The following is a 24721-nucleotide window of genomic DNA, read 5'->3' as shown; positions in this document are numbered from 1 at the left end:
CGCGCTGCATGCAACCTCCGGGAGGAGGGCGGCGGCCTCAGATCAGGGGCGGCTTGTCCAGGGCATACACCGGATCTTCCGGGCGCAGAGAGACATGTTCGGAAATTCCGAGCAGGATGGGCTGGAAAGAAACGGATGCGGATATGCCGCCCAAGGCGCAAACGGCACTCGGGAAGTGGCAGCAATCGTGGTGGTGCGGCACATCTTCTTGATCCCCATCATCCTGAGAATCATGGCCGTGAGGATGAGAGTGAGCATGAGAGTGAGCATGCTCGGCGGCGCACTCATCGTGCCCGTCGTGGATGCCCTTGTGCACCATGCCGTTGGCCAGTCCTGCGAGGACGCAGAGTGCAAGCAGCAGGCGCGTAGTGAAACTCATCTCAGTGGTTATCTAGCCCAGACCCGCCGGTGGGGAAAGGGAATTTATTCCCAACACGTTCTGCGTGGAAACATTTCGCTGCTGCGCCAGGCCGGATTGAGTCCCACGCCCCCATCCGGTGGCATCCTCCTGGCTGATTTCTGTTGGCGCTTGGTGCGCCCGACTGGATTCGAACCAGTGACCGTCCGCTTAGAAGGCGGATGCTCTATCCAGCTGAGCTACGGGCGCGGATGGCTGGTAGGGGATGGATGGGGGGAGACGTACGGAAAGTCAAGCCGTCTGCTGGACTGGCCAGCGCGATCGGGTCATTCCCCGGTGCTGAGGGTGATGTCCTTGAACTGCACTTTCATGGGTGGGCCCTGGTGCATCTGGAGGGCGATGACGCCGCTCTTTGGCGCTTCGGCGGTTTCGTCGGTGACGTCCGCAGTAAGCCTGCCGTTGATGAAATGCTGGACCTTGTTGCCCTTGGCGATGATCTTGTATTCGTTCCAGTCGTCCTTCTTGATGGCTGCCTGGATCTCGGCGGGATCACCGGTCTTGCCGGTGACTTCGAGCTTGGGCTTGTTGGGGTTCTCGCCCTGCTTGATGACAACCTGCTCCCCGCGCTTGGCGAGGATGCCACGGCCTTTTTCCTCGTAGAGGATGCCGCTCCATTTGTCGGCGTATTCGAAATCCGCCTGGTATCCGCCGACGATGAATTTCTCCGCGTCGATGACCTTGCTGCGGTATTGGATGCCGCTGTTGGTGTATTTCTTTTCGTCGCCGGGGGTCATCCGGTATTTCAATGTGAGGGTGAAATCGGATGGCTCGCCGCCTTTCCAGACAATGAAGGTGTTGTGCGGGACGAGATTCTCGGGACTGGAGGCACCGGTGATTGCCTCATCCTGGACTGACCAGAATTTTGGATCGCCCTCCCAGCCGGTGAGGTCTTTTCCGTTGAAAAGCTGAGTTTCCCCGGCGGAGACGATGGGTGCGAGGACGGCGAGAAGTAGGATCGGTTTCATGGTGGTTCTTGATTTTTGTCAGACGAAGCGGACTGCGTGTTTCTTGGAAAGTTTGAGAGTGTCGCCGGAGGCGGGCGAGATGTGGGCGGCGGGATCGGTGAGTTTTTCGCCGTTAAGCTGAACGGAGCCGGGCTGGATGAACTGTTTACGCAGTTCGCCGTTTGATTTTTCCAAACCGAAGGAATTTTTGAAGGCGAAGGCGGTGATTGAAAGGACGGTGTGATCCACAGGCAGATCGGAGATCGGGATTTCCGGGAGTTCGGCGCATGTGAGATCCTTTTTTGAGAATCGGGTGTCCCAGTCGGCGCGTGCCGCTTCGCCTTCCGCATCACCGTGGTAGCGCGCCGTCAGCCGGTGCGCGAGGAGCTTCTTGGAATCCATCGGGTGGGAGGAGGGATCGCGGGTCTCGCCGAGCAGCAGCAGGTAGTAGCGATCCATGAGCGCGTCGGAAATGCTCATCAGCTTGCCGAACATTTCCTGGGGCGGATCGGAGACACCGATGTAGTTGCCATAGGATTTCGACATTTTCTTCACACCGTCGAGGCCTTCGAGGAGTGGCATGACCATGACGACCTGCTGCGGCTGGCCCTCGTCCTTCTGCATGTCGCGGCCGACGAGGATGTTGAAAAGCTGGTCGGTGCCGCCGAGCTCGACATCGGAGCGGATCTCGACGGAGTCCCAGCCCTGCATGACGGGGTATTGGAGTTCGTGGAGGCGGACTTCCTGGCCGGACTCGATGCGGTTGCGGAAGTCCTCGCGCTGGAGCATCTGCTGGAGGGTGACGCGGGAGTTGAGGCGGAGGATTTCCTCGTAGCTCATATTCCGGAACCAATCGCCGTTATAGACGATCTCGGTTTTCTCGCGGTCGAGGATCTTGAAAGCCTGCTCCGTGTAGGTCGCCGCGTTGACCAAGACTTCGTCGCGGGTGAGGGGCGGGCGGGTGGCGGAGCGGCCCGAGGGGTCGCCGATGGTGGCGGTGAAATCGCCGATGAGCAGGACCGCCTGATGGCCGAGGAGCTGGAACTGGCGCAGCTTTTCGAGGGCGACCGTGTGCCCGAAATGGATGTCCGGGGCGGTGGGATCGACGCCGAGCTTGATCCTGAGCGGACGGCCGAGCTTGAGCTTTTCGAGCAGTTCTTTCTCAGAAAGGACTTTGGCTGTGCCTGCGGTGAGTTGGGTGAGCTGTTGTTCTGGGGACACGGAGTTAGAAAAACTGAAAAACCGAAATGCTGGGACGAATGAGGCGATTTACTCGCCCCCGGGATTCGCCTGCGTTTTCTCTATGTCCTTGAGGCGGACGATGGCGCGCTCGGCGAGGTCGATGACCCTGTCGTATTCCGATTCCTTCTCGAGCTTGCCGAGGAGTTCGAAAGCCCATGGCTCCGGTTTCACGTTGGCGAGGCCGCGGATCAGCTTCATCTGCTCATCCTGGGTCTTCGCCTGGGTGGATAGAAGTATCCAGGTTTCCTTGGTGTCGCCTTCTTTTTCGGAAGCGTATTGGTAGGCGGATTCGAATGCGCGCGAGCGGGTCGCAAGATCCGGGCCGGTGCCGAGGAAGGCGATCAGCTCCTTGAAGCCGGCATCGTCAGCCCAAATGCCGAGCGCGACGATGGCGGCTATCTTGTCCTTAACATCCTCGCTGTTCAGGTTTTTCCTGGCGAGGGCGAGCGATGACTCGCCGCCTATCCTGCCAAGCAGGCGGAGCATGGAGTAGCGGACGACATCCTCGGTGGCTGACTCGTGCGCCTCGGCTACGGCCTTGCCGAGTGCGGCCTTGGAGTCGGTCTTGCCGATGATCTCGGCGGCGTTTTCCTCGGCGGCCTTGCGGATCAGGTCGTCCTTGGTTGATTTCATGATATCGAGGAATTCCGCGAATTGGGCGTCCTTTGCCATGAAGCGTGTGGCCTCGATGGCGGCGATGGAGGCCATCTTGTCATCCGTGCTGCGGGCGAAATCCAGGAGGGTGCCGATGATGGCGGGGTTTTCCCTGCGGCGCAGCACCTGGCGCAGCAGGACGATGCGGACATCGGGAATGATTTCCTGGGTGGTGGCGAATTCCGCGATGCGTGCATCGACGTCCGTCCCGTCGGTTGACTCGGCGAGGTAGAGCGCCTTATAGACGACCTCGCGCTGTGTGTTGGCGGATACCGTGGATGCGTTGCGGAGCAGGATCTCAAGGCCGCGCTTGTTGACTGGCACCTTGGTGGCTCCGTCCTTGGCGGCGGCCTGGATCATTTCGTTGTAGATCTTGGCCTCCGCGTTGTCGCCGCTTTTCTTCAGGACGATCACGCCAAGCCCCACGGCAAGAAGGCCGAGCAATACGGCGATGACGACCTTGATGGCAGGTGAGATGGGTTTGCTTTTCGGAGCCACCTGCGGGGCTGTGGGTAAAGGCGCTGACGATGGAGATGCGGATGCGGAGCTTGGGGTGAGCGCGACGGTGGACGGGACGGGTGGGCTTCCCGGAAGGCGGTCTGCAGCGATCTGGAGGGGCTTGGTGGGGGGGGCGATGGGTTGGGTTGGGGAGCCTGCGGCTTTCAGTAGTGGTGCGGTTGACGACCCTGCTTTCCTGAGAACGGGCGGTGCGGCACCCGTAGGATCGGCTTTTGCCAGGGCAGGAACGGGTGTGACGAGGGGTGGGGGCGAGAGCGGTGGAGGGGATGGCGTTTCGGTTTCCTCCTCGGTCGAGGCTTGCGAGGGCGGCGCGGACTGGACGACCTGGGCTGTGGTGTGGACGCTGGGTTTCGAGCCTTTCGGGGGCATGAGGGCTACGGGCGCTGCAGCAGTCTTGATGGGCTGTGTGGGGACAGGTTCCTTGACAAGTGCGGGGACCGGCGCGCCCGGTATGACGAGGCGGGGGCGCTTCGCTTCCTCGGCGGCTGCCGCGGGTATGCCGGTGCTCAGCGGGGTAGTGCCCTGTGCGTCGTTCTCGACGAAATACCTGAGGGCTTCCCGCGCGGATTCCGGCCGGTCGGTTGGCTGGCGGTTGATATGCCACATGATCCAATCGCAGGCCCAGAGCGGGATGCCTTGGCGGATTTCCTGGAGGGGGGTGACGTGGTGCTGGAGGTGCGATGCCATGACGCCGGCCGCCGTATCCCCATCGAAGGGATAGGTGCCGGTGAGTGCGTAGTAGAAAACGCAGCCGATGGCATAGAGATCCGCCTTGAGGTCGATGGGGACGCGCTCGAATTGCTCGGGAGCCATGAAGTAGATGGATCCGAAGACGCCGTCGGATTGGTCTATGGTCTGGAGGGAGGGCTTTGCGGAAAGCTTGGCGAGCCCGAAATCGACGATCTTGACCTGGAATTTCCCGGAGGGGAGCCAGCTGAGCATGATGTTGCTCGGTTTCAGGTCGCGGTGGACAAGATGCAGTTCCTGGGCGGCGATGAGCGCCTCCAGCGTCTGCATGGCGAGCTGGCGGAAGTCCTGCCATGTGAAGGAACCCTTGCCGATGATTTCCTCCAGGGTCTCTCCGGTGAGGAGTTCCATGACCACGAAGGGGCCGTCCTCGTCCGAACCGACATCGTAGATTGTGACGATGTTGGGATGCTGCAGGGCGGCGAGGGATCCGGCCTCCTTGACGAGCTGGCGGGTCGCTTCCTCGGAGACGCTCGAGTCATCGGGGCTCGCAAGGATACGCTTGATGGCGACCTCTCGGTTCATGCGGACATCGAAGGCGCGATACACCGCACCGAGGCCTCCCTGGCCGATCTTGCCCTTTATTTCGTAACGCTCTTCCATGGTTTTCCGGGATGATCCTGTTTCTCAATGGTGGCCCGGGTTCACTTCCGGATATCGATCATGGCGCGTTTGCGGCGGGACTCGATCCAGCGCTCGTATTTCTGCGAGGTCTTGTTGCGGCGGACCCTTTCCTCCACCATGGGGCGGACTTCGGAGAGGGGCGGCGGCGAGGCGTGGTTCTTGGAGATGACCTTGACGATGGTGAAGCCGCGCGGATCCAGCAGAGGGCCAATTGTTTTGCCCTCGGGCGAATCGAAGAGGATGGCTGCGAATTCCGGGGAGAGGTCGATGCGCGGTAGGTCTTCCTGTAGGCCGCCCTGCTCGGCGAAGGCATCCTTCGAGTAGGTCTTCGCCATTTCCTCGAATTCCTTGCCGCCGTTGATCTGCCCGGCGATGTCTTCGGCCAGGGCGAGCTGCGTCTCCGGGGTTGCAAGCGGGTTTTCCGCATCCGTGGCAGGTATGAAAATCTTCCGGAAGGTGATCCTGTCCTTGGTGATGTCGCGGAGGTTCAGCTTGATCTCGTCGAATTCCTTCTGCACCTCGTTGGGCAGCGGCGGCGGTGCGTCCGAGAACTGCTGGGATTTCATGGCCTGCACGACCAGTTTCTCGTGGGTGATCTCGCGGTAGCGATCCATGGTGAGCCTGCTTTTGGCAAGTTCCTCGCGCAGCTTTGCCTCGTTGCCGTTGTAGAGCTCCCTGACCTGGCGCTTGATCTCCTCGTCGACGACGGCGGGGCGGATGACAGCTCCGATCTGTTTGAACTCATCAAGGATGATGCGGCGGTCGATGAGTTCCTGCAGGATCTTGTCCCTGGCCTCGTTGAACTGCCTCTCGAATTCCGGCCCGCGCCTCGGGAACTGTGTGGCAAGCTGCGCGTAGACCGGGCCGAGCAGGAACGCGACCTCGTTTTTCGTGATGACGCTGCCGTTGACGGTGGCTGCGAAGCCGTTCACCTCGACAGGCTGTGAACGCACGGAGGTCAGTGGCAATGCCACGGCGGCGAAGATGAGCGCTGGTATTCTTGTCATGGGATTCTGTTCGGTGGGAAAGTGCGTGATGGGATTCCCAGCGGGATTCACGCTGCGGGTGATAGCTTTCAATTTGGCAGATGAGATTGCAAGCGGGAAGCTTGGGGAAAACCGATGGATGAAACACCTCTTCCCGTTCGGGGCATCCGGGCGGCATGGTGCTGAACCCTTCGCTGCATCGCTCACGCAGCATTGCGGCGAGTCAGTCCCCTTCGCCGAACATGCTGTTCATAGAGGCGAAGAAGTTGTCGAGGTCTTCGCCGGACATCTCGGTGTTCTGGATCTCGTCGAAGGTGGTGTGATCCAGGTGCTTGTCGTCGAGCTCTCCGATGAACGAGGAGGGCTGGCAGCCGGTTTTCTGGCCCCATTTCATGCGGACGGTGCAATAGGTCATGGTCAGGGACTCCTGGGCGCGGGTGATGCCGACGTAAAGCAGGCGGCGTTCCTCATCCTTGGTGCCCTCGGAAATGCTGCGGCTGTGGGGCAGGAAGCCTTCCTCCAGGCCGACGAGATAGACGATGGGGAATTCCAGGCCCTTGGAGGCATGGAGAGTGATGAGGGTGGCTCCCTTTTTTTTCTCCAGGTCATCGTCTTCGCGGTCGGAGGCGAGGGCGGAATCGTCGAGGAAGGTCTGGAGTTTCTTGCCTTTGGAGATGTGGTCGCGGAGCGATTCCATGAGCGAGTGGATCGCCTCCCCGCGTTGCTGGCGCTCGGAATCGTTCTTACAGCCGCGCTCAATCCACGGGAGATAATCGATCTCACGGAGCAGCTCGGAGAGGACGTCTGCGGGGTTTTCCTTGGCGATGTCGATTTTGTTTTTTGCGGAGGAGATGAGTGCGACGAAACTGTCGATGGCGGAGGCGGTCTTGGTGCCGAGGGTCGTGTTGAAGAAGGGGTCGCAGAGGGCTTGCCAGACGGATTGGTTTTTCTCGCGGGAGTGATCCGTGGCGAGGACGGCGGAGGCCTGGCCTATGCCACGGTTCGGCGCGTTGAGGATGCGGAGCAGGGGGACGTCGTTGTCCGGGGAGACGAGGATGGATGCGTAGGCGAGGACATCGCGGATCTCCCGGCGGTCGTAGAACGATTGTGCGCCGACCATGCGGTAGGGGATTTTCCTGTCGCGCAGCGCCAGCTCCAGCTTGCGGGACTGGCCGTTGGTTCGGAAGAGGATGGCGAAGTCCTCCCACTCACGCCCGTGGGCGGTTTTCTCGCCTATCATCTCGTCGGCGATGAAATCCGCCTCCTCGTCATCGCCCGGCATGGCCACGATGCGGACATTATTTCCGCCGCCGCGCGTGGAGCGGAGGACTTTCTCGCGGCGGCCAATGTTGTGCTTGATGAGGGAGTTCGCGGTGTGCAGCACCGCCTCGGTGGAGCGGTAGTTTTCCTCAAGGCGGATGATCTTCGGGTTCGGGAAAAAGCGCTCGAACTCCAGGATGTTCGCCACCTCCGCGCCGCGCCAGCCGTAGATGGACTGGTCGTCATCGCCGACAACGCAGACATGGTATGGCGGCCCGACAAGCTGCTGGAGCAGGCGCATCTGGAGGGAGTTCGTGTCCTGGAACTCATCCACTGTCACGCGGGTGTAGATCTTCCGGAAATGATCGCGGACATCGGAATGCTCCCGCAGCACCTGCTCGGCGAGGAGCAGGAGATCATCGAAATCAACGGCATTCTGGGCGCGGAGCTCGTTCTGGTAGGCGACGGCGAGTTGTGCGAAGAAATCGTCCTGCAAGTCCTGGACATCGATGCCCTTGTTCTTGGCTTTGGAGATTTCCGTCAGGACAGTTTCCGCCTTGATCTTCTCATCGGTGCCGCCCTTGCGGACGAGCAGCTGCTTCATGATACCCACCTGATCCGAGTATGCGGTGATGGAGAAATTTTTCTTGTAGCCGAGCTTGTCGATGCCACCGCGCAGAAGGCGCACGCAGAGCGAGTGGAAGGTGCAGACGGTCATCTCGCCGGCGGCTTTTTTGGAGACCATCCCGCCGATGCGCTCCTTCATCTCGGAGGCGGCCTTGTTGGTGAACGTGACGGCCAGGATTTCCGAAGGGGATACCTTGCGCTCCAGCATGTGGGCGATGCGGCATGTCACCGTGCGGGTTTTTCCCGTGCCAGCCCCCGCAAGGATCATCACCGGGCCATCCTGAGCGGCGACGGCTTCGCGTTGGGCGTGGTTGAGGGATTCGAATGCGAAGTCGTTTGCCATGGGCGGGGAGGGACTCAACAGGGAGCCGGGCGCTTTGGCAACCGGATTGACTTTTCATCATGGAAAATGGGAGACGCCTCGGCTCTGTATCATTTCCTAAACGTGCCGATGCGATTACGGAGGGGAAAATACCCTTGCGGGCGATGGTGTGGCCCTGCACGGTAGATACAAATGAGATACTACCCACCGGATTCATCCAGCAGGCTTCGGTATCGCAAGCGGAGCGGTTTTGCCCTCGTCAGTGCTCTGATGCTCATGGTGTTGCTCGGTATTCTCGCTTTGGGGATGCTGAGCCTCTCCGCTCTGACCCTCCGCACAAGCGGCAGGCAGGACTCGATGAATGAGGCGCGGGCCAACGCCAGAATGGCTCTGCAAATCGCTATCGGCGAGCTTCAGAAAGAGATGGGGCCGGACATGCGGGTGAGCGCCAAGGCGGCTATCTTCGACCAAAACCCAGGCACCGAGGCTATCGAGGGAGTCAGCCAGCCGAACTGGCTGGCCAGCTACGATTCATGGGGCGGCTGGCTCAATGCACCCTACAAACATCCGGAAACCGGTGAATCGCTGCTCATCGGGGATACATACTCGCCAAAGCGGGAAAAAATGTTCCGCAGGTGGCTGCTCTCGATGCCGGATGGCATGTCGGATGAGGTGAATGCGCCGCTCAATCCGAGCGGATGGAACGACAGCAACTCGGTAGTGCTGGTGGGCGAGGGTAGCCTTGGGCCTGCGGCCGCAAGTAGTCCGGAAAAGGTCACTCGAGCTTACCTGAACGATATAGGCGGAAAAGGACGCAGCGCCTGGTGGATTGGCCCGGAGAACCACAAGGCTAGGATTGATTTGGCCAAGCAACCGCGTGCGTTGAGCATGGACAGGTGGGAAAATTCCAGCGGAGACACGGCAGAGGTCGGCGTGGGTATCCTTCCGGGTCTTGGCGCACTTGATTCCAATCCTTTGCTAGGCAACAAGCTCATCACTCGCCGCTCGCTTGGTGCGGCAGGCATCAATGAGGATGTGGTGGGGGAGTATTTCTTCGACTTGACGGCAAGAAGCCAGGGCGTGCTCGCCAGTGTGCGCACCGGGCACCTTAAAAAGGATCTAAGCCTGCTTTTCGAGAAAGGGAAATCGGCATTGCCTGAGCCCTATCGATTCGATCCCGGCGACGTCCGTGAGCCATCCATCCGCCCGATGAGCCCCGACATCGCCAACAAAGCCGTTCTCTATGAGCGCCAATTCGCGTCATGGACACGCATGCGGCATTTCTACCGGATGTACCGGCAGGACAGCGATGCGATTGCGTTGAAATTCGAGGAAGGCGGAACCGCCGGGACAGCGGGTCTCAATTGGGATGGCAGCAAACCTTGGACCGGCTGCAATATCGGGATTTCATCAGCATGGCAAAGCCAGGATTCTTACGCAAGATTCCCGATCCTAAGCCATCTTACCTATATCTTCAGCCTGAAGACCGATGCGGCCAAAATTCCAGGCAAGCACAGACTGCGGTACGTGATGTCACCAATTATGGTTTATTGGAATCCCTACAATGTGGAGATGCGCCTTCCCAGTGCCACGCTGTCTTCGAGAACCTATCTGGAACTGGCACAACCGATGCGTGGAAAGTTTTTTACCGGCAGCACCCTTACGACGGACGACATCATGATGAGGTTCAACGACGAAATGCTGAAGATCATTTCCAATGACGGGGCGGATCTCGTCTTTAATCCAGGTGAGTTCCGGATTTTTTCCGCCAAAGGAGAAACGATCGGAGGTGACTACCTGCTGCCCATGCCCCCTGGATTCGATCCCCAATCCTTCGGTGGCCTGCCATATAACAACGGAATACCGAATAAGGATTTTACCAGTGCGGATAATCCCAAATTTGGCATCACCTTCGGGCACAAGATCTACCACATGTTCAACTACCAACATGGAAACACGCCCGCGTCTTTCGTGACTTATCGGTTCTGGTCACCTACCGGCGAGCCACATCCCAGGTTGTCGCTGCGCTTCAATGATCATGTCGATTGGTTGAGTACATCGCAATATTTCGCGCCAATTACTCCGCAAAGCAGCCCTGCCCCATGGGTTTTTGACAATGCTCTGCTTCCGGTCGGCTACATGCAGTTGGTGCCTAAAGGAATTTATGACCACACTTATGACACGATCAGTTGGGAGCAGGACTGGCGCTGCCGCAATTGGATTCAAGCGCCCCCGTTCTATTTGGGAAAAGGCCTCTACATGTCTGAGGATGCGAAAACCGGAAACACCCAAAGGACTGATTCTCCCTATGAGTTCCGGTTTGGCTCTTTGCTCGGAGCAGGAAAGGATGTGGATGACATCATCCAACACGTGGGGCGCAGTGCGCTCTTGAGCAATGAGGAACGTGTCACCGCCGTGCCAAGCCTTGAGCTGCCGACGGCTCCTATCGGCAGTCTTGCTGGTTTTTCGACAATGCGGATCGAACCGGGCTGGGTCGAACCCGGAACACTCAATCCGGAATGGAAGAAAGGATTTCATCCAAGTGGCGGAACGACTGATTTGACAGGCCGTTCTCTCTACATGGCAGAGGCGAAGGCAACCGCCTACCGAAGCGGTGTCACCGGTCCCGGGATCGGCAACTCTTTCCTTCATCCGATGATCCCACGCCGCGAGGTCTATCAGTTCCTTAACAATTCCATCAGCATGGATTTGAAAGACAGGAATAATCTCAATGCGGGGCATACCGCAACCGACACCAAGGCCTACTGCGATTATTGGGATCATGTCCTCTTACTCAACGATGCGCTGTGGGACGATTATTTCGTCTCCTCCTTGGCGGATCAGACGCGGCCCGGTGCATCTGTTAGCAGCAGCCTTGGTGACAATTTGCAGAGACTCGTAAACGGGGATGATGTGGCGAACGCCCGCTACAAATATCATTCGGGAGGGGATTCTGCTCCTGCGGTGAAGGCGGAGCTGGAGGCCGCCGATGGCTACCTAAAGGCGGCGAAACACATGATGGTTGAGGGTATGTTCAACGTGAATAGCACTTCTGTGGATGCGTGGAATGCCCTCTTTGCAGGTATCCGTGAGCGTCAGGTGGTGTATCGGGATGCGAGCGGGACATTGCGGCCCGTCAGCATACCAGCGGGTAAACGTATCGCCGTTTCGCGTTTCAACACAGCGACGACAGACAAGGAAGGCAACGATCCTGAATTCGGAGTCACCCGCGACGATGGTATGCAGGCCTGGTCTGGTGTGCGTTTCCTGGATGACGGGCAACTGCGCAAACTCGCCGAGGAATGTGTGAAACAGGTGAAGCAGCGCGGCCCCTTCCTGAATTTTTCCGAGTTCATCAACCGCCGTCTTTCCGATGACAAGTTGGGCACGCTGGGGGCTTTGCAATCCGCCATTGACTACGATGATGGAAGCCCGGAGGCGGGTTCCATCAATTACCCTTTCAAAAGTTCCCCTGACTTCATGCTCAAGGAAAGCGATCTTGGCAGCCATGCGTTCTCGACGCCTGACGCCGCAGTTGGCTCCCGATTCGCGGGTATCCCTGGGTATGTCATCCAGACGGATATCCTCAAACCCATCGCCAACACCCTCTCGGTGCGCGACGACACCTTCCGCATACGCGCCTACGGGGATGCCATCGACCCGAATGGCAAGATCCTCGCCCGTGCCTGGTGCGAGGCGATCGTGCAACGGGTGCCGGAGTATTGCGATAGGACAAACGATCCAGAAACCCCATCACGCGAAATCGATGGCACTGGGGTGTTTTCAGAATCAGCCAACAGTGCGCTGACAACAACTAACCGCCGTTTTGGTAGAAAATTCGAGATCGAGAGTTTCCGTTGGCTCAACGGATTGGAGATCTGAAAACTTGTCTTAAATCCAGTCCTGACATGTTCATGAGAAAAGCCACACGCTACGCATTTTTATTTTTAGCCAGTATCCTCCCTTTGGCCGGGCAGGAGAGATCTGCGGATGCCGGGAAGCCGAAGAAGCCTGCGCGTTCTGCGTGGTTTGCCTGTATCGCGCCCATGCCGGAGGGCGTTGAAAATCCGATCAAGGTGGCCGGGGAAAAGGAAATCACAGAGATCCTGCTACCCAGTTACATGACGAGCGATCCAGTGGAGATCCCTGCAGATGGCATTCTTCGCATGGTTCGCGGCATCCCTGATCCCGAGAAGCCCGGGGAGACGAAGTATCTGATCCTCGCCGAGGCGAAAATCCCCGAAGGTGTTCGCGAAGCGCTGGTATTGCTGGCGCCTTTGCCAGAGCCTCAGGGGGATCTTGTTTTCCTAGCCAAGGTGCAGAATCTGGCGGACTTCAAGGGAGGGGATAGGCTTTTTATAAACCTGAGCGATACGAACATACGCGCCAAGTTCGGGCGCGATACGGTAACGGTCGCTCCTGGGAAGTCGGATATCTACCAGGCTCCCGCCCTAGCCAAGCCGACGAACACCCCTGTCATGTATGAGTTCTACCATGCCGGGCAAAAGCAGTGGAAGATACTCAGCGCCTCGACAGTGGTGCTGCGCCCTACCCGCCGGGAGATATGCGTGTTCAATAGCGGCACCCGTCCCGGAAATATCAAAAAACACAAAATCCTGTTTCCCGTGCCAGTGGCGACTACCCAGCCTGAAAGCTGAGTGGGATTTCCGGTATCCGATCGCTCGTTGTAAATCAGAGCGGCTTGGGCGGGAGCAGGGAGCCGTCGATCTCGCTGTCGTCGATGGCGGGGAGGGAGGGTTCCTTGAAGGTGCCAGTAAAGGATGCCCAAAAGGACTTCTTGCGCTCGTAGGCGAGTGCGCGATCTTTGCCGAGGGGCATTTCCTTGAGGTCTTTCTCGCGAACTTCCACGACATCGATCTTGGATGGACGGAGGTCTGAAAGTGAGAATTGGCTGATACCCTTGGTGGCGTTGGATGCCGTGGATTTCATGGACTCCATGGCACCGCAGGAAACGAGAAGCAGCGGGGCGATGCCGCCTGTGAAAATGGATTTGATCATGGCTGGTTGCTTGTTTGGGTTCGCGGGACTAAGGAAATATTCCTACATGCCGGGTGCTTTGTCGAGAAGGCGTTTTCGTGACGGAAATGTGACATTGACGGAGTTATGAATTCAGCAGGCTTTCGATAAGCGCGTCGCGGGTGTTGATATCGATGGCCTGCCGATTTGAGGAAGGCAGGTAAACGATCTCCCGGAGGCGCATGAGTTTCCGCCCGCCGGACTGGGAGTCGTAGGAGTTGAATGCGATGGTGACCGGCTTGTCTGCGGGGAGGTCTTTGCCCTCGTTGAGGATGCGGACGGGCGTGCGTTTTTCCCAAACGATCTCATACGGCCACAGGGTTCTGTCCGAGTAAGTTTTCCTGTCCTCCGCGATGATTTCCAACAACTGAGCTGGAGTGATGGTGGCGGTGACGAGGGTGTTTTCGTAAGGCAGGATCTCCCATGCATCTGCCACCGTGACGGGGCCTGCGGGGATCTCCGGGGTGCCAAAGGTGCCGTGGAAGATGGCGTCTGCCGGGGTTTTGTTGCGGCGCAGGGCATCGGAAATGCTCTGGCAGAGCAGGCGGGCCAGGGGGCTATCGCGTTTCTTGCCGGGGATGGGTTCTTTGAGCGTGGTGAGGACACGGGCGAGCTGTTCCTCCGCTGTTTTCAGCTCCGGCTGGGAAAGGTTGATCACGCCGGGATCGAGATCGAAGCGCTTGTCCATGTATTCCGTGACCGCGGTTTTCGCGATGAGCTTGCGTGTATGCACATCGAAGGTGAGATCGACTTTCCCGCAGTGGATGCCGAAGTAGTTCGCCTGGGTGTAGAGCGTGCCGCCGATCTCCAGCGATGGGATGTGCTTGTGGGTGTGGCCGGCAATAAAGATGTCCGCGCCGGGTGCCTCGGTGAGGGTGTGGCGGAGGGGGTTTGCGAAATCATCCTCCTTGAGCTGGCCGTAGTGGCCTAGCACGACGATGGCGTCCGCCTTTGCGGAGCGTGCCTGAGCGATGGATTTTTTCAAAGCGAGCACCGGATCCGTCGCTGCGAATCCGCCGAGGGTTTCCGGCATCAGCCAGAAGGGCAGGCCGGGGGTGACGAGGCCGATCAGGGCGATCTTAAAACCTCCAACCTCGCGCATCCGCCACGGGATGACCTTTTCCGGCGCACCGTTGATGTTCGCGGTGAGGATGGGGATCTTTGCCGCCTTGATATTGTTTTCCAAAACCTCCGGGCCCCAGTCGAAGTCGTGGTTGCCAAGTGTCCAGGCATCGTATCCGAAGTTTGCAAGCAGATCGACGAAGAGGCGGCCTTCGTTGTGGAAGGATGCGGCGGTGCCCTGGTAGAGGTCTCCGACGTCGACGAGCAAGGAATCTGGGTTCTGCTTTCTCCAGAGTCGGATCTGCGTCGCACATCTCGCGAAGCCGCCGAGATCCTCCTGCCCGGAGTAGGTTTGCGTCGGCAGGATATGGCCGTGGAGATCGGTGGTGTGGATAATGGAGATCGTCCTGTGGTCCTGCGCGGTCGCTGCACCTGCCAGCGCCCTGCCCGCAGCCCATGCGGCACCGGTGGCTATGAAATGGCGGCGGGAAAGATCGGTCGGCATGGATAGAACGATAGCGTGGGAATCGCGGATTCCAAGGGGGAAGGCTGGCGGATCCGGAGCCGGATCAATTTCGTCTGAAATGAACAACCCGCCAGAAGCCAAGCTCCTGGCGGGTTGTTCCATCTTGGGGCTGTCTGTCCCCGGGCTCCTGCTGAACGCTTATGGCTGGGCGGGTAGATACAGCTCGGAGCCCTGAGCGAGGACAGTGGAAGGGTCTAGCTCGAGGCCGTTGAGTTCATCGAGGCGGCTTGTCGTGGTGTTGTGTATCCTGGCAAACTCCCCGTAGGTGATCTCCTTGTCGATGCGGACGGGAAGCTCCGGGGCACGAGATTTCTTGGCCGGCTCCTCGTAATTGGAGATCGGGATGGAAGGTGCAGAGGAAAGGGATGGAGCCGGCTTGGTGGTGGGCTTGCTGACGATTTCCTCGGCAGCTGACACCTTGATTTTCTGGCCGACACGCAGGGCGCGATGGTTCACGTTCGGGTTCGCGGCGATGAGATCGTCAACGGAAACGCCGTATCTCCGGGAGATCTTGTAGTATGTTTCACCGGATTGGACTGTGTGGGTGCGGGTTGCCGTGGCCGCGGCGGAATTCCTTGGAGCACTGGAAGCGCTGGCTGTCGTGCCCGGGAGCTTGATCTGTTGGCCGGGATGGATGATGGAACTGGAGTTCAGGCCGTTCAGTCTGTTGATGGTGGTCGCGGAAACACCGGTGTTGCGGGAGATGCGCTCAATGCTGTCACCGGCTTTCACCGTGTAGGTGGATGGCTTCTCGATGGGCTTGAAATCCAGAGCCGCCGTGTCCTCGGTGCTAGCGCTGCGCGAGGGTGGCGGAGTGTCGGTGAGCCTGGCGATTTTCAGCTCCAGCTGGTTGATCTGCATTTCCTGCTCCGCACATTTGGCTCGGAGGCGCTCAAGTTCGGTCGCGGAAAGCAGCGGGCCGGTGGTGGCGAAGAGGGCGAGAAGAGAGGCAAGGCGTGTGGTCATCTTCATGGGTCGGGATTCTGCATAATTTTATTCATGCGGCAATTAAAAATTTAAGATTTCCTTACTATTTTTTCAAATTTTCTGACTTCCGTAGGGTTGGATCAAGGTTTTTCGGGCTTCGACGGCATAAAAAAGGCTCGTCCGGAAGCCGGAAGAGCCGTTGGAAAGAGGCCGGGCGAGGTTAGGCTTCCTTGATCTTGGAGGAGGCGGAATTCTTCTTCACCGACGCGATGCCGTTCTTGGCGGCGGCTTCGCTGTTGTACATCTCACTCTTGCCGATGGTCTGGCCGTTGGATGCCTTGAGGATGAAATAGGGTTGGCCGGAGGAAGCGGTTTTCAGCTCGAAATTCTTGTCGTCCGCTCCGTGTTTCTGGACGGAGGCGATGCCTGACTGTGCGGAGGCTTTGCCTTCGTAGAGCTGGCTGGTCAGGATGACCTGATGGTTGGCTGCCTTCAGGTTGAACATGAATTTGCCGCCGGCGGTTTGCTTGAGTTCGTAGGACATGGTGTTTTTTGTTTTGGGTTATGAAATGGATAGGTGATCCGGCAGCGGATGCCAAGGGGTAAGTTGTCCGGATCAAGCATCGTCGCTGCCGGAGAGCAGGCATTCCTGCAGGGCAAGCCGGGCTTTTTCGAAGTCCTCGGGGCTCAGGTCGCCGGGGACGTGCATAGGATCTCCAAACGTGATGTTCACCCTGCTGAAAGGCATTGGGATGACAAAGCGATCCCATGAACTGAGCCGCCATGCGCCCCCATAGCGGATGTGGATGGGGATGATCTCCGCTGCCGCAGACTGCGCGATCTTGATGACTCCCGGCTGGACTTGGTAGCGCGGCCCCTTCGGGCCGTCCGGGGTGACGCAGACATCGAAGCCCTCGCGCAGGGCTTTTTTCATCCCGATGAGGGCGGAGACGGCGCGCCGTGAGGAGGAGCCGCGGATCGCGCCGAGGCCGAATCTTTCCATGGCGGTGGCGAGTGTTGTGCCATCCTTGCTGGCGCTGGTCAGGACGACGGACCGGCGTCCCTTGCCGCCGGTTTCTTTCCAGACCGGTGGCATGGTGAAGATGCGGTTGTGCCAGAGGACGAAGATGACGGGTTTCTTCCCGATCTGCGGTTTTGATACGCCTTTTGTGCCGTTCACCTCGTACCGGAGGGTCATGCTCCAGAGCTTCATGAGGCAGGCAGCGAGGCGGCCTGCCAGGCGGGAGATCCGGTTGCCCTTGATGTCGGTGTTCGTCGATTTGGCCATGTTTCAGATGAAGCCTGCGGGGTGGAGCGTATCGACGAGGTATTGCTGGCGGGCCATCCTGTCCTGATAGAGGGCGTGGTTGTCCGGATCCGGGTTGCAGCGGCCTTCCGGATCCCCGGACACGAGGTAGCTGCAGATTTCGCCGAATCCGAGGGACTCCCCGCAGTGCTGGAAAAATCCCACCGAAGCCTGGATTGCCGCACCCACCGCCGGGCCGTGGCGGGAGGTGACGGGGACGACAGGCGTGCCGAGCGCATCGGCGAGAAGCTGCGGCATGACGGTGCTGCGGGATGCCTCGCCGGTGAGTCGTATTTCAAGGGGGGCGAAGCCCATGTCGCGCAGGCGGCTCATCGCGTAGCTGAGGCTCAGCGCGACCCCTTCCGCCGTGGCCCGGGCGAGGTGTGCTGGGGTGAAATTGGATGGGGTGATGCCGTGGAGCACGCCGCAGGCCTCGCTCAGGCGCGGGACGGATTCCGGTGAGAAATACGGGAGCAAAAGGAGGCTGTCGGCACCTGGGGATACGCTCGCGACCATTTTCTCGTAATCCTCCATGGCCCAGCCGTAGTGGCGGCGGAGGACTTCCGGGGCGAGGGAGGTGTTCGCGCTGCTGGCCATGCCAAGCCAATCGCCGGTGGCGCTGCAGAGCGGGAAAATCTCGTCCCGGAGATCGATGACCGGGCTTGCGCCGACGCCGATGACGGTTCCGTTGGAGCCAAGCTCGACGGCCACCGAACCGTTCGCCACGCATCCTGCAGAGAGTGCGGAGAGCAGTGGGGAGGCGCTGCCCGCGCCGATCTGGACGAGTTCGGAGAGCCCCCAGTCCTTCGCAAGGGCTGTGCGGAGCAGGCCGCGCGGTTTATCCGGCGAGCAGATGGGCGGCAGCATGGCGCTTAGGCCGGGGTCAATGAAATCGATCATCTCGGCGGACCACCTGCGGTTGCGGATATCGAAGAGCCCGGTGGTGGAGGCGCTGCCGGGTTCGCTCGCCCGCTCGCCGGAGAGCCAGTAGGAGATGAAATCCTGGACGGTCAGCATGCTGGCTGCACGCTGGAAGTGGTAGGGTTCGTGCTGTTTGAGCCACAGGCATTCCGCGGCTGCGGAGTCTGTTGGCGGGGACTGGCCGATGAGTTCCAGCAAACCGGGTGAGCCGCCGAAGGCTCGGGCGATCTCGCCCGCCTGCTTCTGGACGGAAATGTCCCCTGCCAGTTTGGTGGGGCGGATGATGCGGTTTTCCCCATCCAGCAGCACCAAGCCCCGTTGCGGCCCGGCGACCCCGATGGCGGCGATCTGTTTCCTGTCGACGGTAGGCTTGGCAAGGCACTCGCGCACCACCCGGTCCGTGGCCTCGATCCAGCGGGCGGGATACTGCTCGCGGTAGCCGGGCGGCAGGCCGTCTATCCATGAGTGTGAGACGGAAGCCTCGGCCAGCGTCTCGGCGGAATCGAGATCGAGCACGACGGCTTTCGTGCCTGCTGGGGCGATCTCGATCCCGATGAACTGCATGTGTCTCAGGCTTTACCGGATCGCGGGGATTGACAAGCACGGCGAACCGCCGCTCATGAGATGATGGGGAGAAAATCCCGGTGGGCTTTCGCCAAGGGTGCGCCATGGCCGATCTTCCGCCTTGCGTCCACACATGGATCCAACTAGCCTCCGCGCCCCCGCATCAGCCCTATGAAATCAGTCCATATCTACGATACCACCCTGCGCGACGGCACCCAAGGTGAGGGTTTCCAGCTTTCCGGCCTCGACAAGCTCAGGATCGCGAAGCGGCTCGACGAGTTCGGGGTGGATTACATCGAGGGCGGCTGGCCGGGATCGAACCCCAAGGATGTCGAGTTTTTCCGGGAGGCGAAATCGCTGTCCCTCAGCAACGCGAAGCTGGCGGCCTTCGGATCGACCCGCCGTGCGAACGTGAAGGTGGAGGAAGATGCGCAGGTGAAACTTCTGCTCGATGCGGAGACGCCGGTGGTGACGATTTTCGGGAAAAGCTGGGAGCTCCAGGTCACTGAGATCCTGCGCACGACGGTGGGGGAAAACCAGGCGATGATCCATGACACGGTCTCCCATCTGGTGGCGAACGGGCGTGAGGTGATCTACGACGCGGAGCATTTTTTCGACGGCTACAAGGACGGCGCGGAACACGCCCTCGCAACGCTCAAGGCGGCGGCCGACGGCGGGGCGTCCTGCCTGGTGCTCTGTGATACGAACGGCGGCACGCTGCCCAGCGAGATCGCGGAGATCTGCCAAGCGGTGCAGGAACACCTGCCCGGCATCCCTGTAGGGATCCATACGCACAACGACTGCGAGCTTGGCGTGGCGAATGCGATTGCCGCCGTCCAGGCGGGCGCACGCCACGTGCAGGGCACGGTGAACGGCTATGGCGAGCGCACCGGGAACTGCAACCTCACCTCCGTCATCCCCATCCTGCAGCTCAAAATGGGCCTTGAGGTGGTGCCTCGCCTCGAGGATCTGCGCGATCTCTCATTTTTCGTGGACGATGTTTCCAACAACCCGCACTTCGCCCGCGCGGCTTTCGTAGGGCGCACCGCCTTCGCGCACAAGGGCGGGATGCACGTGAATGCCGTCCAGAAGCTCGCACGCAGCTACGAGCACATCGTGCCTTCCAGCGTCGGCAACGAGCAGGCCATACTGGTTTCCGAACTCAGCGGCCAGTCGAACATCCTGCTCAAGGCGGAGCAGATGGGGATGCCCATCGAAAAGGGTGCGCCCGAGGCTTCGGCCATCCTCGCGGAGATCAAGCGCCTGGAGCACGAGGGCTACTCCTTCGAGGCGGCCGGCGGTTCGCTGGAGCTGCTGATCCGCAGGGAGCTCGGGAAATACACAAAGCCCTTCGAGGCGAACGAATACCACACCAGCTTCCGCCAATACCGCGATGGCCACAGGCCGGTCTGCGAGGCGACCGTGAAGGTGAACGTGAACGACGCCACCGAACTCACTGTGGCGGAGGGCCACGGCGTGGTGAATGCGCTGGATATCGCGCTGCGGAAAGCCTTGCTGCCCTTCTACCCTGAAATTGCGGAAGTCGCGTTGGTCGATTACAAGGTGCGAATCCTGGAATGCCGTGACGCGACTGCATCGAAGACCCGGGTGCTCATCGTCTCCGCCCACGGCGGCGAGACGTGGGGCACGGTCGGGGTCTCGGAAAACATCATCGAGGCCAGTTGGATCGCGCTGGTTGACGGGATCGACCTGTTCCTCCAGCGCAGGGCAGCCAAGGGCTGACAAACCGGACGCAGCAATCCTGCGATCAGGGGTTGCCTTTCGCACCGGATTGTCTAAGAGAGGCGCGATGAAACGTTACGCCCTGCTCGCCATTCTTGTCGCATTCGGTCTCGGAGCCTGTGAAAGGCACGACTTCGAGGAAACCCGGAAGTTGCACGACCATGGGGATCACTCCGGGGAAGAGACGGCGCATTGAGCCGACGCTTCCCGGCGGATTGACTTGCATTTACCGCCGCATCGCCCGAAAGGGACGCCGCCCACGGGCAGTACATGAACCAGGATATTGCATTAACCCTGTTGGTGGTCTTGCTGACGCTTGTCGCCTTCGTCCGCGAATGGGCTCCGCCGGATGTGCTTGCGATCACGATCCTCTGCTTGCTTGTGGCGCTGGGGCTGGTCGGCATGGCGGACATGTCGGTGGTTTTTCGCAACGAGGCACCGCTGACCATCGCCGCGCTTTTCGTGATCGGCGGGGCTCTTGAGAAGTCCGGCGCGGTGGACCAGATCGGGCGACTGCTGCAGCGCAGGGTCAACGGCGGGCTGCGCTCCTCGGTTCTGGCCTTCACGGTGGTGGCGGCGTTTTTCAGCGCGTGGATGAACAACACCGCGATCGTCGCCATCCTCATGCCTGTCGTGCTGGGTTTCGCGAGGTCGAAGGATATCCCAGCGTCCAAGCTGCTCATCCCGCTTTCCTATTCCTCCATACTCGGCGGCTGCTGCACGCTGATAGGGACTTCCACGAACCTATTGGTCAACGGCACGCTCAAGGACATGGGTCTGCAGCCGATGACAATGTTCGAGCTTGCGCCGCTGGGCATTCCGCTGGCCATTGCCGGCATCGCATACCTCGTCGCCTTCGGCCCCAAGCTGCTGCCCTCGCGCTCCTCGATCACAGGCAGCCTGGAGATCGATCACCGCACGACGCCGCTGCATCACCTGCTCATCGGAGATGGTTCGGAGCTGATCGGGCAACGGCTCATGGACACCCGCCTCGGCAACAGGGATGCGGGGATCCATGTGCTGGAAATCAGGCGGCGTGGAGCGCGCCTGATGATGCCGCTCAGGGATGTCACTGTGGAGAGGAACGACCGTTTCCTGGTGGCGCTGCACCGGCGCAAGGGCGGGGCGGCCAAGCCGGAGCAGCTGTTTTCCGAGATCGGCGCGCAGGAACTTTCGGTGGTGGACGGGATCGTCTCGGAGCTGGTTGTGCCGGGCGAGTCATCCATCGTCGGCAGGACCCTGGCGGGTTCCGATTTCCGCCAGCGCTATAATTGCGTGGTGCTGGCGGTTCATCGCAACGGCCTGAACATCACCAGCCGCATGTCGGAAATCTCCATCGAGCGCGGCGACACGCTGCTAGTCATCACAGCGGTGAACAATCTCCCCGAGCTGAAATCAAGCCGGGATTTCGTGCTGACGGACGCACCCCAGACGAAGGCGGAAGATGCGCCCGCACCCACTGCCGAGCGCTGGCCGGTTTTGCTGTCCTGGGGTGTTCTGGGCGGGGTGGTGCTGACGGTCACGCTCACGGATTTGCTGCGCAGGATGGGCTTGCCCTTGCCTTCCATCCCCATCCATTACGCCGGACTTGTCGGGGCGCTGGTGTTGCTGTGGGCAAAGGTGCTGAGCCCGAGGGAGGCGTACGCCAGCGTGGACTGGCAGGTGCTGATGATGCTCTACGGATTGCTCGGCCTTGGCATGGCGATGGAATCATCCGGCACCGCCGAGTGGCTTGCAAAGAATCTCGTGGGCTTGGCGGAGAGCTTTTTCGCACGGGAAATGCTGCCTTATGCACTGCTGTGGCTGATCTTCATTTTCACCCTGCTGCTGACCGAGGTGCTGTCCAACAACGCAACGGCGGTGATGATGATCCCCATCGTCGTGCGCCTGGCGGGCGAGCTTGGCGTCGATTCGCGGCCGTTCATCATGGCGGTCACGGTCGCGGCCTCTGCGGCCTTCGCGCTTCCGATGGGCTACCAGACGCACATGATGGTCTATGGCCCGGGAGGCTACCGCTTTGCGGATTACCTGCGTGTGGGCATCCCGCTGAATGTGATCTGCCTGTTGGTGGCATGCCCCATCATTCCCTTGATCTGGCCCTTCTGAGGCGGTGATTCCGCCCTCGACCGTGCCCGCCGCCCCGGCTAGGGTGCCGACACCACGTGATGAGTCCTGATGGGAAATCTGAAAAAGGCGGCTGGCGTGAGCGCCTGTGGAGGATCATTTTCCTCTCGGACACAAAGGCCGGGCAGATCTTCGATGTCGCCCTTCTCGTCCTGATCGGGGCGAGCGTGCTGGTGGTGATGCTCGACAGCGTGGAAAGCCTGCGCAGCGAGCATGGCAGGCTTTTCTTCAGCCTTGAGTGGGTTTTCACCATCGTCTTCACCAGCGAGTATGCGGTGCGGATGTTCGTCGTGCGGAAAAAGCGGAAGTATGCCCTGAGCTTTTTCGGCATCGTGGATCTGCTTTCCATCCTGCCCACCTACCTCGCCCTGCTTTTCACCGGCAGCCAGTACCTGATGGTGATACGCATACTCCGGTTGTTGCGCATGTTCCGGGTGCTGAAAATGGCCCACCACTTCGGCCAGTCGAACCTGCTGCTCAATTCGCTGCGCTCCAGCTGGCCGAAGATCTCCGTGTTCCTGTTTTTCATCCTCATACTCGTCTCGATCGAAGGCACGCTGATGTATCTTGTCGAGGGCGCACACAATCCCGGTTTCAGCTCCATACCGCAGTCGATTTACTGGGCCATCGTTACAGTGACAACGGTGGGCTACGGCGATGTGGCACCGCTGACGGTGGTGGGCAAGGTGCTTTCGTCGATGATCATGTTGAGCGGCTTTGCGATCATCGCGGTGCCAGCCGGCATCGTGATCACGGAGATCGGCAGGGAGCGGGAGATGCTGCGGATGGATGGCAGGAAATGCGGCCAATGCGGCTGGGTGGGGCATGATCCGGGCGCGAATTTCTGCAAACACTGCGGCAACGGCCTGGGCAACACGAAATCCCCGGGGTAGCTTGCGGAACGCTGCCGCTGAGGTTACAAGACTGCCATGCACGTGCCGACATTGATCGCCCGGAAAAGGGAGGGGGAGGAACTATCCGCCGGGGAAATCAGGGATTTGGTCGACGGTTATGTTTCTGGCGCTGTCGCAGATTACCAGATGTCCGCCTTCGCGATGGCGGTTTTTTTCAGAGGGATGACAGCCGTTGAGACGGCGGCGCTGACCCGTGCGATGATGGAGAGCGGTGATGTTTTCTCCCACCCGCCTGGAAGCGCCGTGGTGGACAAGCACTCCACGGGCGGCATCGGCGACAAGGTCTCCCTGGTGCTTGCGCCACTTGTGGCCTGCGCCGGTTGCCGGGTGCCCATGGTGTCGGGGCGCGGGCTGGGGATCACCGGAGGCACGCTCGACAAGCTTGAGTCCATCCCCGGTTTCCGCGTGGCGATAGGCATGGGCGAGGCTGGGGAAATCCTCTCCGATCTCGGGGTTGTGATGATGGGGCAGACCGAGCGTTTCTGTCCTGCGGACAAGAAGCTCTATGCGCTGCGCGATGTGACAGGCACCGTCCCATCCATCCCGCTCATCACCGCATCGATCATGTCGAAGAAAATGGCGGAATCGCTCGACAGGCTGGTGCTCGATGTGAAGTACGGCTCCGGGGCTTTCATGAAACACCTTGAGGATGCGGAAACCCTAGCCGCCGGGATGCTCGCGGTGGGCCGTGAGATGGGGGTTGAGGTTCGCGCCATGCTCCATGAAATGAGCGAGCCGACGGGTTGTGCCGTGGGCAACGCCCTGGAGGTGGTTGAGGCGCTGGAGTGCCTGGATGGCGGCGGCCCGGCGGATCTCCGGGAGATAGTGCTGGATCTCAGCGAGGCGATCGCCGGGGTACCGCGCGGACGGCTCGGGGAAATGCTCGACGACGGGACTGCGAAGGCGAAATTCGTGGAGCTCGTTGTCAGGCAGGGCGGCAAGGAAGGGGATCTGGCGAGGCTTGCGGAGATCCACAGGGCACCGGTGATCCATGAAGTACTGGCCGCAGCAAGCGGCGTGGTGGTCGGTATGGATGCCGGGCAGATCGGCCAAGCCTCCCTGGAACTCGGAGCCGGAAGAGCCAAGGCGGCTGACTCGGTGGATTTCGCCGTCGGTTTCGACCGCCTGGCCAAGTGCGGTGCGCGGATCTCTGCGGGGGATCTCGTCGCAAGGATCCATTCCAGATCCGAGGATGCAGCGCGTCGGGCGGAAGCTACGGTTCTCGCTGCCGTCTCGATCCGATGATCGCCAGCC

At 60.2% G+C, this 24721-nt stretch carries 18 protein-coding genes and 1 tRNA gene; 6 read left to right on the top strand and 13 right to left on the bottom strand.

The features are described from left to right. Window positions 1–37: 37 nt before the first annotated feature. The 7 genes from HZ994_03405 to HZ994_03375 form a co-directional block, all read right to left on the bottom strand. The gene (locus HZ994_03405) at window positions 38–379 is read right to left on the bottom strand and encodes a hypothetical protein (GenBank protein QTN31412.1); all 342 of its coding nucleotides are present in this window, start codon (window positions 377–379) and stop codon (window positions 38–40) included. A gap of 151 nt (window positions 380–530) precedes the next feature. Next, window positions 531–607: transfer RNA gene (locus HZ994_03400), tRNA-Arg, on the bottom strand. Between the two features lie 77 nt (window positions 608–684). Further along, entirely contained in the window at window positions 685–1383 is a 699-nt protein-coding gene (locus HZ994_03395) for a DUF1080 domain-containing protein (GenBank protein QTN31411.1), read from the bottom strand. An 18-nt stretch (window positions 1384–1401) separates the two neighbouring features. Further along, entirely contained in the window at window positions 1402–2583 is a 1182-nt protein-coding gene (locus HZ994_03390; protein ID QTN31410.1) for a tyrosine--tRNA ligase, read from the bottom strand. A gap of 48 nt (window positions 2584–2631) precedes the next feature. Continuing rightward, window positions 2632–5127 carry a protein kinase gene (locus HZ994_03385; protein ID QTN31409.1) on the bottom strand — a complete coding sequence of 832 codons (2496 nt, stop codon included), beginning with the start codon at window positions 5125–5127 and terminating at the stop codon, window positions 2632–2634. 41 nt (window positions 5128–5168) lie between these two features. Next, window positions 5169–6155 carry a SurA N-terminal domain-containing protein gene (locus tag HZ994_03380; GenBank protein ID QTN31408.1) on the bottom strand — a complete coding sequence of 329 codons (987 nt, stop codon included), beginning with the start codon at window positions 6153–6155 and terminating at the stop codon, window positions 5169–5171. Window positions 6156–6357: 202 nt separating this feature from the next. Further along, window positions 6358–8364 carry a UvrD-helicase domain-containing protein gene (locus HZ994_03375; GenBank protein QTN31407.1) on the bottom strand — a complete coding sequence of 669 codons (2007 nt, stop codon included), beginning with the start codon at window positions 8362–8364 and terminating at the stop codon, window positions 6358–6360. A 171-nt stretch (window positions 8365–8535) separates the two neighbouring features. Here HZ994_03375 and HZ994_03370 point away from each other — a divergent pair, with 171 nt between their 5' ends. Together HZ994_03370 and HZ994_03365 are read left to right on the top strand one after the other, a co-directional pair. Then, window positions 8536–12225 (top strand): hypothetical protein, encoded by a 3690-nt coding sequence (locus tag HZ994_03370; GenBank protein QTN31406.1) that lies wholly within the window; start codon window positions 8536–8538, stop codon window positions 12223–12225. Next, complete coding sequence (locus HZ994_03365; GenBank protein ID QTN31405.1) at window positions 12201–13001, top strand: hypothetical protein; 801 nt, start codon at window positions 12201–12203, stop codon at window positions 12999–13001. The genes HZ994_03370 and HZ994_03365 overlap by 25 nt, the downstream gene beginning before the upstream one ends. 34 nt (window positions 13002–13035) lie before the next feature. Here HZ994_03365 and HZ994_03360 read toward each other — a convergent pair whose 3' ends face one another. From HZ994_03360 to HZ994_03335, 6 genes are all read right to left on the bottom strand, one after another. Further along, window positions 13036–13362 carry a hypothetical protein gene (locus HZ994_03360; GenBank protein ID QTN31404.1) on the bottom strand — a complete coding sequence of 109 codons (327 nt, stop codon included), beginning with the start codon at window positions 13360–13362 and terminating at the stop codon, window positions 13036–13038. A gap of 103 nt (window positions 13363–13465) precedes the next feature. After that, window positions 13466–14947 (bottom strand): bifunctional metallophosphatase/5'-nucleotidase, encoded by a 1482-nt coding sequence (locus tag HZ994_03355; GenBank protein ID QTN31403.1) that lies wholly within the window; start codon window positions 14945–14947, stop codon window positions 13466–13468. Between the two features lie 159 nt (window positions 14948–15106). Further along, entirely contained in the window at window positions 15107–15940 is an 834-nt protein-coding gene (locus HZ994_03350) for a LysM peptidoglycan-binding domain-containing protein (protein ID QTN31402.1), read from the bottom strand. A gap of 175 nt (window positions 15941–16115) precedes the next feature. Continuing rightward, window positions 16116–16439, bottom strand: a complete 324-nt coding sequence (locus HZ994_03345; GenBank protein ID QTN31401.1) for a YegP family protein — start codon at window positions 16437–16439, stop codon at window positions 16116–16118. A gap of 72 nt (window positions 16440–16511) precedes the next feature. Next, on the bottom strand, window positions 16512–17183 hold the full coding sequence (locus HZ994_03340) for a lysophospholipid acyltransferase family protein (protein QTN31400.1): 672 nt from the start codon (window positions 17181–17183) through the stop codon (window positions 16512–16514). Window positions 17184–17186: 3 nt separating this feature from the next. Further along, window positions 17187–18686 (bottom strand): hypothetical protein, encoded by a 1500-nt coding sequence (locus HZ994_03335; protein QTN31399.1) that lies wholly within the window; start codon window positions 18684–18686, stop codon window positions 17187–17189. A 171-nt stretch (window positions 18687–18857) separates the two neighbouring features. Between HZ994_03335 and HZ994_03330 the strand changes: the two genes are divergently transcribed. The 4 genes from HZ994_03330 (at window position 18858) to HZ994_03315 (ending at window position 24712) form a co-directional block, all read left to right on the top strand. Then, a complete protein-coding gene (locus tag HZ994_03330; protein ID QTN31398.1) occupies window positions 18858–20429 on the top strand; it encodes a citramalate synthase in 1572 nt (523 codons plus the stop codon). A gap of 270 nt (window positions 20430–20699) precedes the next feature. Next, a complete protein-coding gene (locus tag HZ994_03325) occupies window positions 20700–22535 on the top strand; it encodes an SLC13 family permease (protein ID QTN31397.1) in 1836 nt (611 codons plus the stop codon). 59 nt (window positions 22536–22594) lie between these two features. Beyond that, window positions 22595–23446 (top strand): ion transporter, encoded by an 852-nt coding sequence (locus HZ994_03320; GenBank protein QTN31396.1) that lies wholly within the window; start codon window positions 22595–22597, stop codon window positions 23444–23446. Window positions 23447–23488: 42 nt separating this feature from the next. Then, entirely contained in the window at window positions 23489–24712 is a 1224-nt protein-coding gene (locus HZ994_03315; protein ID QTN34305.1) for a thymidine phosphorylase, read from the top strand. The last annotated feature ends 9 nt before the right edge of the window (window positions 24713–24721 follow it).

It is taken from the genome of Akkermansiaceae bacterium (genome assembly GCA_017798145.1).
GTDB lineage: Bacteria > Verrucomicrobiota > Verrucomicrobiia > Verrucomicrobiales > Akkermansiaceae > Luteolibacter.
The sequence above is the reverse complement of the archived record's forward strand: the minus strand, read 5'-3'. Positions and strand labels throughout refer to the sequence as shown.